Here is a 12,217-nt window from a genome sequence, read left to right on the forward strand (position 1 = left end):
TAGGGAACCTCGATGGACTCGACTGATCTGCGCGAACAGATCCGCGCCTTGCTCGCCGCTGGACTCAAGCAGCGGCAGATCGCCGTCTACTTGGGTATCGGCCAGGCGACCGTATCGGACCACAAGCGCGCCCTGGTCGCCGCCGGTCGACTGCCCGCGAGCCGTCCCGCGACCGCTCGGGTGGCGAGCGGCGACGTTGTCGCGCTCGTGCCCGTACCGCGCCCGGCCGGGCGCACGCGAGCCGAGGTCCTCATCGAGCATGCAGAACTCAAGGCCGCCACGCTGCGTGCCACGGCGCGCACGTTCGCCGAGCACATCGTCGGCGCTGACGAGTGGGTCACCGACTCCAACTTCCGCGAGCAGGTCCATGCCGTCGCCGCCGAGGGGGTCGCCGAGGCGATCGAGCACCTCGAGCGCGTCGCGGCCGACCTTGGTCTTCTCAAGCGACGGCAGGGTTCGGCCGACGCGGGCCTGAAGAGGCCGCGGTGAGCCGGCGTCACCCGCTCGCAGGAGCGCTGTGGCCGGGCGTGCTGCTGTGCACCGTCGCGGCCGTCATGGCGTTCACGCTGTCGTTCACCGCGCTCCGGGCTGTCGGCATCGCCTCGGGAATCGCCCCGCGGCTGGCGTGGATGTTCCCACTGACGATCGACTCCGTCATCCTCTTTGGCACGTGGGCCGCGTTCCGGTTTCGCGCCCGGGGCGCGGCCGGCACCTGGTACGCCTGGGTGCTGCTCATCGTCTTCGCGGTGGCGTCCTGGACCGGGAACTTCCTGCACGCCGAGCCCGTGCCCGTCGGGCACATGGAACTCTCCCGGCCGGTCGCGTCCCTGTTCTCCTCGGTCCCGTCGCTGTCGTTGCTGCTGACGACCCACATGCTCGTCCTCATCGCTGTGCGCCGCGGCGAGGAACACGACCAGGACCGAGCCGTCGAACCGGTCGCCGTCGCCGTTGTCACCTCCGACGACGAGGCGACGTCGAACACGAGGGCGCAGATCGCGGCCGCCGACGTCGGCGGGCCGGCGTCTGGCGCGATCGTCGCGTCCATCGCGCCGACGCCAGATCTCGACGGCGACCGGTTCGCTGACGGAAAGGTCGACGGGTTCGGTGCGTGGGTGGCCGCTCAGAACAAGGCCGGGGTTCGCCCGACAGGACGGATGGTCGTCGAGGCCGGGTTCGCAGGCTCAGAAGCGACCGGCCGCCGATGGCTACGAGACCTACGCGGGCAGACGGGAACGGAGGAGGCGCAAGCATGACCACGGTGACCGAAGCGCCGACGCCCGGTGTAGAGGACGTCAAGACGTGCGACGAGACCGGAGCACTCATCATCACACTGGCCGCCGACGTCGAGGGCTACGTGCGCCGCCGTCTCCGTACCGCTGGCACCACGGCCGTCATGCGTGACGAGCTCGGCGACCTTGCCAGCGCGACAGGGGAACTTGTCGGTGACGTCACCGAGATCCTGTGGACGAAGCGCGCTCAGTGGGCGCCGCTGTGCGCAGAGGACCAGCGGCGCTGGACGTTCGCCGTCGCCCGCAACCTCATCGCCCAGCGCATCAAGGCCGCTCGCACCACACACGTCCGCAGAAGCGAGGTCGCTCCGATGCTGGATGGCCTCGCGGAGCCGGGCGTCGTTGACCCGCGGTTGGATGCGCTCGCCGGGCTGCGGCTTCTCGTGGAGTCCAAGCTCGGGGACGCGGCCTGGGCCACGATCAGCGCCGCCATCGAACGCAACCACTCGCCAGCTCTGCGCGCCGACGTCGCAGCCGCACTTGAAGCACGTGCCGCAGGGCGCACGCCGGTGATCCGCGCGATCGTGCGCCGCTGCCGAGTCGACTGGCGGCCGTGGGCCCTTGCCCGCATCGACGCGGGCCACCCCTTGCAGCCGAGCGTCGCCGTCTCCCTCGGCCTGTTCGCCACCCTGGTAAAAGCGACCTCGACTCTGACGACGTGGTGGGTGGAGCAGCGCACGGCGTTCGACCAGCCGCTCGATGCTGAAGCGCTAGTGTGCGCCGGCCTTGTCGAGCACCTCGGCCGAACGCAGTCGGCCCGCCGAGAGGCCGCGGCCGGCCTGCTCGTGTGGGTCTCAGCAAGCCGTGGGGCCGAGGTTGCCCGAGCTGCATAGTCCTCGTTTCGTCAAGGCAGCCCACGAGATCGGGACCGTCGCACTCAGACGTGGCCGGACGTTGCTACAGCGGTTCATGAATACAGAGCACCATGTACTGTTGGACCATGACCGTTGAGGTGCCGCGCGAGACCGTGACGTTGACCCACATAGCGGCCCTGGCGCGGCTGGGGCATGCGCTGTCGGATGAGACCCGTACTCGGATTCTGCTGACGTTGCGTGAGGCACCTGCCTATCCGTCGGACCTGGCTGATGCGCTGGGCGTGTCGCGACAGGTGATGTCGAACCAGCTGGCGTGCCTGCGCGGGTGCGGTTTGGTCGAGTCCGTCCCGGACGGTCGGCGCGTCTGGTACCGGCTCGCCGACCAGCGCCTGGCCCCCGCACTGGGCGACCTTCTCGGGTTAGTGCTCGCGGTGGACCCGGGCTGCTGCGGACCGGAGTGCACCTGCGCATGACCGTCATCGGTTTTCCTGCACCGCCTCCGATGTCGGATGCACGCCGCGCCGTCCTGGCCCGCCGCGTCCGCTGGATCGTCGCCGCGACGATCACCTACAACGTGCTCGAGGCCGTCGTGGCCATCACCGCCGGGCGCGTCGCCTCCTCCAGCGCCCTGGTCGGGTTCAGTCTGGACTCAGTCGTGGAGGTGCTGTCCGCTGCGGCGGTCGCATGGCAGTTCGCCGGACGCGACCCGCAGGCCCGGGAGAAGACCGCGATGCGGCTGATCGCGATCTCGTTCTTCGGCCTGGCAACGTTCGTGACAGTCGACGCCGCGCGGGCGCTGCTGAGCGCGAGCGCACCGGAGCACTCCACGGCGGGGATCGTGTTGGCCGCGGCCAGCCTGGCGGTCATGCCCGGGCTGTCCTGGTTCGAACGGCGCACCGGTCGCGAGCTCGGTTCGGCGTCCGCCGTCGCGGACTCCAAGCAGACCCTGATCTGCTCCTACCTGTCGGGCGTGCTACTGGTCGGGCTGCTGCTCAACTCGACCCTGGGTTGGTGGTGGACCGACCCCGTTGCCGCCATCGTCATCGCCGCCTTCGCCGTCCGGGAAGGCGGGGAAGCCTGGCACGGGGACACCTGCTGCACCCCAGTCGCCCAACTCGTCGGCCAGACCGACGACAACTGCTGCGGACCCGGCTGTGACTGCTGCTAGTTGTCCCGCCATCCGCGGACCACACACGGCCGATCACCTGGACTTCGCCAACTCGCCCCGCTGCACAACGCGGACAGAGGACTGCTCCAGTTTCGCGCGAGCTCGCACGATCGCCCGTGGAAGCGATTAGGGATTCGCGACTTCAGCCTTTGAACACCCAGTGCCACGGCTCGCGTGGGGTGTCCTCCACGAAGCCGTAGCTCCCCGCATTGACGCGCATCCACGCTTGTGCCCGCGCGTCGAGCCTCAAGTCGACGGCGACTCCCCAGCCGTGCGGACTCGTCCCTGGCGCGGCTGCAAGCCCGCCCTGGGAGTACAGACCCTTACGTGCCGCGACGTCGACTTGGGACTCATACGACCGGTAGGAGTCGGTGATTCCTATCGTGACCCCGTCGGTGCCAGCAGCCTCAATGAGCTGTTCGAGGCTTCCCGCGGCAGGCGCCCACAGCCTGTGCGCGGTGCCGTCGACCGTTTCTAGCGCGGACGCGGGGATGCGCCCGTTCCCATATCGCGCGAGGTCCGCTGGCACGCCGTCCGCCGTGCGCACCGACGCTGAGGCGGCGCCCTGCGCCATGACGGCGTCGAGCACCTGGCCGAAGCCGGCACCGTCGCTCGTCTCAGTGGGTTGCGGCCGGGAGATCGTCGACGCGCCGAGCAGGGCGCGGATCTCGCTCACGCGCTGCGAGATGGCTGTGATCCCGTCCATGCCTTCCCTTACTCCAGTCCCTGCGCCCGGAGTGCGTCAACCGCCTCGGTGTACTCCCAGTGCCAGGGCTCGTATGGGCCTTCCCCGCCACGACGGGCCCAGGGCGGGTTGTCCCACCCAAATTCCGGGCCGTGCTCCTTGAGCCAGTCCCATCGCTCGCCGGCGTAGGAGTAGTCGCAGATGTCCACCGCCAGTCCCCACCCGTGGTTGGATCTTCCCGGCGTCGCGGCGAGCGTTGGCTTCTGGCTCTTGAGCCTCACCTGCTCCTCGTACGACCTGTATCCGCCAGTAAGGCACAGCGGCTCGCCGAAGGTCTTCTCGTACGCATCGTTGAGCGGCTCTAGCCGCACGGCCGCATCGGCACGGACATGGAACGGGTCCTGCCAGATGTCACACAACTCGCTGGCCGGCACACGCCCGTTCGTGCCCGGCTCGGTGACGACGCCGTCGCAGCCCGGATAGGGCGGGAACGGGTTGGCGGGGGTGGGTTCGGGGGCCGGGGCGACCTCGACCGGCTCGGGGCTCGGATTCACAGGCTCTGGAGTGGGCTCTGGTGCCAACGACGGCGACGGCTCGGAGGCACCGCTTCCTGCGGGGTAGCGCTCCTGGGATCGTGAGGCGGTCAGCTCGGCGCGATCGGCAGCCGACGGGGCGTCTGCAGGCTCGCTTGCGCCGGGGGTCGTCGAACCGGGGACCGTGACAGCTCGTGCCTGTTCGGTGTCGGCTGCCTCAGAAGGGACCGCGAAGCCTGAAGCGGTCGCCGAGACCGTCGCAGTCCCACCCACCAGGAGGACGGCGATCGTGGCCGCTGCGGGCCACTGCCGGGTCCGCGTGGCGGAGTGTCTACCCTTGCGCTTCTGTGACGTTTCCGGCTTCGTGGCGGCCTGGATGTGCCGTGCACTGTGTCGCATCGCTCGTCAGCCGACTCGGATAAAAGTCGGATCGTCCTGCCAGATCGACCGGTACGTCACGGACTTGCCAGGAGAGGGCGCTTCGACCTGCATGCCGTCACCGGCGTAGATGCCGATGTGGCCCGGGCTCCAGATGAGGTCGCCGGGCTGCGCCTCGGCACGGGAGACGACGGTCCCCGCGTAGCGCTGAGCCGAGGAGCTACGGGGGAGGGTGATGCCGGCCTGCGCGAACACATACGACGTGAAGCCCGAGCAGTCGAACCCCGCCGGAGTGCTTCCGCCCCACTGGTAGGGCACACCGAGATAGCGCATCGCGATCGCGACGATCGCCGACCCGCTCGCGGACGGCGCTGAGGCGGGAGCGGGAGCATCGTCCTCGTCCTCGTCGATGGCCGCCGGTTCAGGAGCGAGGTGGCGCGGCGCGGCCTGAGGCTTCGGCTTCGGCGCCGGGGTCACCTCGACAGGCACGACGCCCTCGGCGGTGACCGACTCGACCGAGACCTTGGCCTCCGGGGCGACGGCCACCACGGGTGCCGCCTGCAGCGCGTCGCGCGCCACCTTCGACAGTTGATCCACAGTCGATGTGCTCAGCGCCTTCGCGTCGGCCGTACGCACCGCGGCGTCAGCCGGGGCGGCGACGATCGACAGCAGGACACCGGAGCCGGCGACTGCGACGGCACCCTTGCGGGCGATCGCGCCCACCTGGGCGGCGGCTTCCCGCGTGATCGGCGTCAGCGGTGTGACGGGCCGACGGGCAGCCCGGTGGCGCCCAGCAGCGTGCATGCTCAACGTCATCTCCTAGGCGCCTGCGAGGTTAGCTGTCGGGTTCGGGTCGGAGACTGACCCGGCCGCCAAGATGCTGCGCGGCTTCACCCCCGAGGGCATCTCGCGATGCCCAGAAGTGGGTCCCCCGTCCCTGTCATCGGATCCGTTGTGCAACCCGTGGCGGTGACAGGGTTCGGCGCCCGCCGGGTCGTCCCGCACCGGGGACCGGAGCGGGATGCGTGGACGCTATCCCGAAGCGCGGCGCGTGTCACGGAGCGATAACGGCGGCTGAGTGAGGGAACGGGTGTCCCAGAGCTGCGGCTGCCAGTGGACGGCGACCCGCCGGCACGTGCCGTGAAGTCGGGTCGGGCAGTCCCCGTGACGTGCGGATTCACCCATGGAGGCGTGTCGTTAGGGGGAGGGGCCGAGCGGCTATGCGCACGCCGCCTGACCATCCGGGCCCGTCGATCGGGTCTCGGTTGGGCCAGAACGGCTTCATCGAACCTTCATCGATGGCGTCGGTCACCGGGATGCGACTGGAACCGTCACGACTACGTTCGAAGGGGTCCGGACGGCCAGGCACCGTGGGTTGCTCGCTGCCGTCGCCACCGACCAAGGACCTGGAGCACGCCATGCAGACGACCGCAATGCTGGAGACCTACCCCGCCGAGATCAATCTCGACCGCAGGATGCTCGCCGCAGTCATCGAGGCGGCGCTCGAGTGTTCACAAACGTGTACAGCGTGCGCGGACGCATGCCTGAGCGAGGACATGATCGACCAGTTGCGTCGGTGTATCCGCACCAACCTCGACTGCGCCGACATCTGCGACACCACCGCTCGGGTCCTGTCCCGACACACCGGCTATGACGCCAACATCACTCGCGCCCAACTGCAGGCCTGCGCACAAGCGTGCCGATCGTGTGGCGACGAGTGCGAGGCGCACGCCTCAATGCACGAGCACTGCAGGATCTGCGCCGACGTTTGCCGACGCTGCGAGGCAGCGTGCCACGAGCTTCTCGCGGTCATCGGGTGAGAGCCACAGGGGCGCTTCAGCCCTCCCCGGCGCGAGTCCGGGACGCAGTTGCGACAGGGGCGGCGTGATCGCCGCGGCGTAACGCATGTCAGGCACCGATCGGCTCGCCCCGCTTTCCCCACGGGAGGTGAACGTCGGCGGCCAGAACGCTCAGCGGCCCAGGAGGCGGGCGAAGAATCCCTTCGGCGCGGGATTCTCGTGACCGCCGCACCACTGGGTGGTGGGGACGGTGCGCTTAACGTCGGCGACGTGCTGGCCGCAGCCGGCCCAGGTCGTCTTGCCGCAGGTCTTGCAGGTCACGGGGTAGCACATGGGTGTCTGGGCCCTTCGCTGGTTGGTTGGTGCGGGGGAGTGGTGGGCTCAGGCGAGCATGAGGAAGAGCTTTTGGAGTTCCTCGGTGGTGAGACCGTCTTCGGCCTCGGCGGCTTGGTCAGGATCTGCGATGCAGTCGCGCATGGCGGTGGAGACGATGGCGAAGCCGGCCTTGTCGAGCGCGCTGGAGACGGCGGCCAGCTGGGTGACGACGTCGCGGCAGCGGCCCCCGGTCTCGACGGCGGTGATGACGGCGTCGAGCTGACCGCGGGCGCGGCGCAGCCGGTTGACGATCTTCCGCTGTGCGTCGGCATCGGGCGTCATGGGACGAGAACCTCCTCGGTGACGAGCCGGTCGGCGGCCTGCTGCGGGCCGAGCGTGGCTCTGAGCGTGAGCATGCCGCCGGACAGCGATGCGGAGTCGAAGCCGGCCTGGGTGAGTACGCGGTGGGCTATGTGGGAGCGGACGCCGGAACCGCACAGCACGCGCACGGCCCGCCCGGCGGCGGCGTCGCGCACCTCGCCGAGGCGCTCGCGCAGCTCGGTGTGCGGGATGTTGAGCGCTCCGGGCACGTGGCCGGAGGCGAACTCCGCACGACTGCGCACGTCCACCACCAGGGCGGATGCCACGACGTCGTCCAGGTCTGCCGCGTGCCACACTCGCAGCGTCCCGTCCAACACGTTCGCTCCCGCCATGCCGGCGAGGTTGACCGGGTCCTTAGCCGCGCCGAACGGTGGTGCGTAGGCCAGGTCGAGATCGATGAGATCGTCCACTGTCAGCCCGCCGCGGATCGCGGTGGCCAGCACGTCGATCCGCTTGTCCACGCCGTCGGCCCCGACGGCCTGGGCGCCCAGGAGGCATCCGTCGAGGCCAAAGTGCACGACGAGGTGCACAGGGCTCGCGCCCGGGTACCAGCCGGCGTGCTGGCTGGCGTGGAGGTGCAGGGTGTGGTGCGCGATGCCCGCGTGCGCCAGCGCGGCGCGGTTGGCGCCGGTCATGGCGGTGGCCAGGGCCCCGACGCGCACGATCGCCGTCCCGAGCGAGGTCGGGATCGGCCGCGCGGTGTCGTGGCGCAGGATCGCGTCGGCGACTTGCCGCCCCGCCCGGTTGGCCGCTCCGGCCAGCGGGACGGGTCGTCGCACCCCGGTGACGGCGTCGGTGGAGACGACGGCGTCACCGGCGGCCCACACGTCCGGCAGGTTGGTGCGCCCGTGCTCGTCGACGCGGATCGCGCCACGTTCGCACTCGAGACCCGCGGCCTCGAAGATGGCGGTGTCGGGGCGCGCCCCCACCGACAGCACGACCAGGTCCGCGGGCAGCCGCGTACCGTCGCCGAGCACGACGACGTCTTCGCCCGTACCGGGTTCGACGGCCGTGGCAGCCGTACCGTTGTGGAGGGCGACACCGATCCGCTCCAGCTCCGCGGCGGCGACTGCGGCCAGCTCGGGCTCGAGCGGCGGCAGCACGTGCGGTGAGAGCTCGACGACGGTCACCTCCAGCCGCGCCTGCGCGAGCTGCTCGGCCGCCTCAAGGCCGATGAAGCCGGCGCCCAGCACGACGGCACGACGCGCGCCGTCGTCGACCCGGCCACGCAGCGCGACGGCGTCGGCCACCGTGCGCAGCGTCCGGACGCGCGGAGAGTCGATACCTGGCAGCGGCGGACGCACCGCCCGCGCCCCCGGCGCCAGCACGAGTGCGTCGTAGCCGACCGTCTCCTCGCCGCCAGCGGTGCGCACCCGCACCGTCCGCGCCTGAGGGTCCATCCCGACGACGTCGTGGCCGGTCCGGACGTCCAGGTTCAGCGCTGCCCGGAGCGACGTCGGTGTCTGGACGAGGAGCTGCTCAGACGACCCGATCTCCCCGCCGACGTGATACGGCAGCCCGCACCCGGCGAACGAGACGTGTTCACCCCTCTCGAGCACGACGATCTCCGCACTCGCGTCCAGACGCCGAGCGCGCGCGGCACAGCTCATGCCCGCGGCGACGCCTCCAACGATCACGATCTTCATCGCACGAGCGTATACCCCCGGGGGTTTGCGCGCGAATTGCGATGTCGCCGGTTGCGCGTCGGGCCCGAGGTTGCTCGGGCTCGTGACTACGTGAGGCGCATCGTCGTCAGGCACGTCGGGTCGTCGGCGCGTGTGGAAATGGGCCCTGTCGCGGTCTTGTCGTCGTACGTGACGGTGAGCGTGGCGTCGATGTCGCGAGGGAGCCATAGGCCGAGGAAGCCGTTGTCGAAGGTCCTGCCCGTCCGCTCCACGAGTACCTCTCCGTCGGCGGAAGCGACTGTGAGCTCGACGTCCTTGCCACCGAGCTCTCCTCGGCACGTGGTCAGCGAGTGGTAGTAGCAGTCGTGGGTCGCGCTGACATACGGCGCCACTGAGAGGTAGAACTCGTCCCCGACTAGCGGCAGCGTGGTGGACCGCCCCTCCTCGTCGGTGAGCTGCAGCTCGTCGGCCCGGACCGAAGCCATCAACCCGGGATCCCGGTCGTCGACTGGGACGCGGTCCAGACGGTCGATCATCTCCCGTCCATCCAGTCCCGACAGTCCGTGGTCGACGAGGATCTCACTGGCGACTGTCGCCTGCTGGTCGTCGGCCGCGTCGGCCGCAGGGGCCTCGTGAGAGGCGCATCCGGCCAAGAGCAGGACGATGGCAATGCTGGCACCGGGAGCGAGTCTTCTCATGCCGACAGGCTATGAGACAAGGAGGAAGGCGCCGCCGCGCCAACCGATCCGCTTGATTCCGCGAGGAGATCGGTCTGCCTTCACGGGGAACAAGTTGTGTTCAGCGCTGTTGTGGCAGGGTACCCCTAGGGGGTATGCACGACCTGGATCGGAAGGAGTTCACATGGCTGCGCCGAGGATGCCCCAGGAGCACGGTGCCCGCGTGGAACAGCACGTGGTGCACCACCACGAGCACGAGGCCGCACCCGACCACGAGGCGAACGGACTTCGGGACAACACCAGTTGCGACGCTCACGTACGAACACCGGCTCACGAGGCCAGGACCGGCCACGAAGGTCACGGCGGTCATGGCGGTCATGGCGGTCATGGCGGTCATGGCGGAGATCACGTTGCGATGTTCCGACGCCTGTTCTGGCTGATGCTGGCTGTTTCCGTGCCGACCGTCCTGTTCAGCGGGATGTTCGCCGACCTGTTGGGCTATGTCGTGCCGGCCTTCCCGGGCGCAGCGGCCGTCTCGCCGCTCCTGGGCACCGTCGTTTATCTGTGGGGCGGGTGGCCCTTCCTGACCGGAGCGGTCGCAGAGGTGCGCAGCGGCAAGCCCGGGATGATGCTCCTGATCGGCATGGCGATCACCGTTGCCTTCCTCTCGTCCTGGGGCGCCACCCTGGGGCTGCTCTCCCACGACCTCGACTTCTGGTGGGAGCTCGCTCTGCTGGTCGTCATCATGCTCCTCGGGCATTGGCTCGAGATGCGCTCGCTCGCCCAGACGTCCTCGGCGCTCGACTCGCTCGCGGCCTTGCTTCCGGACGAGGCGGAGAAGGTCGTGGGCGACGAGGTGATCAAGGTCGCGCCGTCTGATCTCACGGTGGGCGACGTCGTCGCGGTGCGTCCGGGCGGACGTGTGCCCGCCGACGGAGACGTCGTCGAGGGCGGCACAGACGTGGACGAGTCGATGATCACCGGCGAGTCGCGACCTGTGCCTCGGCAGTCGGGCGACCATGTGGTGGCCGGCACCGTCGCGACGGACAACGCGATCCGGATCAGGGTCACCGCGGTCGGCGCGGAGACCGCCTTGGCCGGCATCCAGCGCCTGGTGTCCGAGGCGCAGTCCTCGACCACGCGCGCGCAGCTCCTAGCTGACCGGGCGGCTGCGTGGCTCTTCTGGTTCGCTTTGGGCGCCGCCGTCATCACCGTCGCCGTCTGGAGCGCCGTCGGTAGCCCGAGTGCTGCCGTCATCCGGGCGATCACCGTGCTGGTGATCGCGTGCCCCCACGCGCTGGGCTTGGCCATCCCCCTGGTGGTCTCGATCTCCACCGAGCGCGCCGCTCGGGCCGGCGTCCTCGTCAAGGACCGCGGCTCCCTGGAGCGGATGCGCACCGTGGACACGGTGCTATTCGACAAGACGGGGACCCTGACCAAGGGCGAGCCGGTGCTGCGAGACGTCGTCGCGGTCGAACGGGACGAGGACCAGCTCATCGCTCTTGCAGCCGCCGCTGAGACAGACAGCCAGCACCCTCTGGCCCGTGCCATCCTCCGGGCCGCACATGAACGCGGTCTTGACGTGCCGCACGCTGCGGACTTCCAGGCCTCGACCGCGGTCGGTGTCGGCGCGACCGTCGATGGCCATGATGTCGCGGTGGGCGGCCCGAACCTGCTGGACGAGCGAGGCCTTGACCCTCTGGAGAGATCGGCTGCCTGGGCACGGGACGGTGCGATCGTGCTGCACGTTCTGGTCGATGGTGAGGTCGCCGGGGCGATCGCGCTAGCCGACGAGGTGCGGCAAGAGTCGCGCGAGGCGGTCGAGGCGCTCCACCGATCGGATGTTCGCGTCGTCATGATCACCGGCGACGCAGAGGCGGTTGCTCGCAGCGTGGCGGCCGACCTCGGCATCGACCAGGTCTTCGCGGGCGTGCGACCCGAGAACAAGAGCGAGAAGGTCGTCCAGTTGCAGCAGCAGGGGCGCACCGTGGCGATGGTGGGCGACGGCGTCAACGACGCACCCGCGCTGGCCCAGGCTGACGTCGGTGTGGCCCTCGGTGCAGGCACCGACGTCGCGATCGCCTCGGCCGGCGTCATTCTCGCCTCCGACGACCCGCGCTCGGTTCTGTCGGTTATGGAGCTGTCTCGAGTGGGCTACCGCAAGATGAAGCAGAACCTGTGGTGGGCCGCCGGCTACAACATCGCCGCCGTGCCGCTCGCGGCTGGTGTGCTCGCACCGGTCGGTTTCGTCCTCCCCATGGAGATCGGTGCCTTGCTCATGTCGGCCTCGACGATCGTCGTGGCAGCCAACGCCCAGTTGCTGCGTCGCATGGATCTCAGCCCGCAGGCCGCTGTTGGGGCCCCCCGGTTAGTGCGTCCGAGGCCCGCGTGCTGCGTGGCCGTGGGCCCATGATGCCGCAGCGTGGCGATGGCCCGGACCGCCGCGAGCGAGGGCGGTCCGGCCCATCGTCGTGATCAGACGGTATGGGGGTCTGGGGCGTAGCCCTGGGTCGCTGGGACGGGGCCTCGCTATGAAAGTCGTGGGTTACCGA

14 protein-coding genes and 1 riboswitch are annotated in these 12,217 nt (G+C 69.8%); of the genes, 7 read left to right on the forward strand and 7 right to left on the reverse strand.

Annotated features, from left to right (window positions below):
• The first annotated feature begins 12 nt into the window (after positions 1 to 12).
• From DNL40_RS12255 to DNL40_RS12275, 5 genes are all read left to right on the forward strand, one after another.
• Entirely contained in the window at positions 13 to 489 is a 477-nt protein-coding gene (locus tag DNL40_RS12255; RefSeq protein ID WP_111251543.1) for a hypothetical protein, read from the forward strand.
• Positions 486 to 1,253, forward strand: a complete 768-nt coding sequence (locus DNL40_RS12260; RefSeq protein WP_146252096.1) for a DUF2637 domain-containing protein — start codon at positions 486 to 488, stop codon at positions 1,251 to 1,253. The genes DNL40_RS12255 and DNL40_RS12260 overlap by 4 nt, the downstream gene beginning before the upstream one ends.
• Positions 1,250 to 2,122 (forward strand): hypothetical protein, encoded by an 873-nt coding sequence (locus DNL40_RS12265; RefSeq protein WP_111251545.1) that lies wholly within the window; start codon positions 1,250 to 1,252, stop codon positions 2,120 to 2,122. Before DNL40_RS12260 ends, DNL40_RS12265 begins: the two co-directional genes overlap by 4 nt.
• A 107-nt stretch (positions 2,123 to 2,229) precedes the next feature.
• A complete protein-coding gene (locus DNL40_RS12270) occupies positions 2,230 to 2,577 on the forward strand; it encodes an ArsR/SmtB family transcription factor (protein ID WP_111251563.1) in 348 nt (115 codons plus the stop codon).
• Positions 2,574 to 3,272, forward strand: coding sequence for a cation efflux transmembrane domain-containing protein (locus tag DNL40_RS12275; RefSeq protein WP_111251564.1), 699 nt, complete (start codon positions 2,574 to 2,576; stop codon positions 3,270 to 3,272). Before DNL40_RS12270 ends, DNL40_RS12275 begins: the two co-directional genes overlap by 4 nt.
• A 142-nt stretch (positions 3,273 to 3,414) precedes the next feature.
• Here the strand turns inward: DNL40_RS12275 and DNL40_RS12280 are convergent, their stop codons facing one another.
• The 3 genes from DNL40_RS12280 to DNL40_RS12290 form a co-directional block, all read right to left on the reverse strand.
• Positions 3,415 to 3,948, reverse strand: coding sequence for a M15 family metallopeptidase (locus tag DNL40_RS12280; protein ID WP_245885889.1), 534 nt, complete (start codon positions 3,946 to 3,948; stop codon positions 3,415 to 3,417).
• 38 nt (positions 3,949 to 3,986) lie between these two features.
• Positions 3,987 to 4,511 carry a M15 family metallopeptidase gene (locus tag DNL40_RS12285; RefSeq protein ID WP_179951068.1) on the reverse strand — a complete coding sequence of 175 codons (525 nt, stop codon included), beginning with the start codon at positions 4,509 to 4,511 and terminating at the stop codon, positions 3,987 to 3,989.
• 384 nt (positions 4,512 to 4,895) lie between these two features.
• Positions 4,896 to 5,591, reverse strand: a complete 696-nt coding sequence (locus DNL40_RS12290) for a C40 family peptidase (protein WP_245885890.1) — start codon at positions 5,589 to 5,591, stop codon at positions 4,896 to 4,898.
• Between the two features lie 86 nt (positions 5,592 to 5,677).
• Positions 5,678 to 5,833, reverse strand: a riboswitch (cyclic di-AMP (ydaO/yuaA leader).
• A 453-nt stretch (positions 5,834 to 6,286) separates the two neighbouring features.
• Here DNL40_RS12290 and DNL40_RS12295 point away from each other — a divergent pair.
• Positions 6,287 to 6,688 (forward strand): four-helix bundle copper-binding protein, encoded by a 402-nt coding sequence (locus DNL40_RS12295; protein ID WP_111251549.1) that lies wholly within the window; start codon positions 6,287 to 6,289, stop codon positions 6,686 to 6,688.
• 150 nt (positions 6,689 to 6,838) lie between these two features.
• Here DNL40_RS12295 and DNL40_RS16485 read toward each other — a convergent pair whose 3' ends face one another.
• The 4 genes from DNL40_RS16485 to DNL40_RS12310 form a co-directional block, all read right to left on the reverse strand.
• Entirely contained in the window at positions 6,839 to 6,988 is a 150-nt protein-coding gene (locus DNL40_RS16485; RefSeq protein WP_179951058.1) for a hypothetical protein, read from the reverse strand.
• Between the two features lie 60 nt (positions 6,989 to 7,048).
• Positions 7,049 to 7,324 carry a metal-sensitive transcriptional regulator gene (locus DNL40_RS12300; RefSeq protein ID WP_111251550.1) on the reverse strand — a complete coding sequence of 92 codons (276 nt, stop codon included), beginning with the start codon at positions 7,322 to 7,324 and terminating at the stop codon, positions 7,049 to 7,051.
• Positions 7,321 to 9,009 (reverse strand): FAD-dependent oxidoreductase, encoded by a 1,689-nt coding sequence (locus tag DNL40_RS12305; protein WP_111251551.1) that lies wholly within the window; start codon positions 9,007 to 9,009, stop codon positions 7,321 to 7,323. The genes DNL40_RS12300 and DNL40_RS12305 overlap by 4 nt, the downstream gene beginning before the upstream one ends.
• An 86-nt stretch (positions 9,010 to 9,095) precedes the next feature.
• Positions 9,096 to 9,686: a CueP family metal-binding protein gene (locus DNL40_RS12310; protein ID WP_111251552.1), complete on the reverse strand. Its 591-nt coding sequence runs from the start codon at positions 9,684 to 9,686 to the stop codon at positions 9,096 to 9,098.
• A gap of 163 nt (positions 9,687 to 9,849) precedes the next feature.
• Here DNL40_RS12310 and DNL40_RS12315 point away from each other — a divergent pair, with 163 nt between their 5' ends.
• The gene (locus tag DNL40_RS12315; protein WP_218926060.1) at positions 9,850 to 12,078 is read left to right on the forward strand and encodes a heavy metal translocating P-type ATPase; all 2,229 of its coding nucleotides are present in this window, start codon (positions 9,850 to 9,852) and stop codon (positions 12,076 to 12,078) included.
• Positions 12,079 to 12,217: the final 139 nt, after the last annotated feature.

This window comes from Xylanimonas oleitrophica (genome assembly GCF_003244315.1).
Classification (GTDB): Bacteria; Actinomycetota; Actinomycetes; order Actinomycetales; family Cellulomonadaceae; genus Xylanimonas_A; species Xylanimonas_A oleitrophica.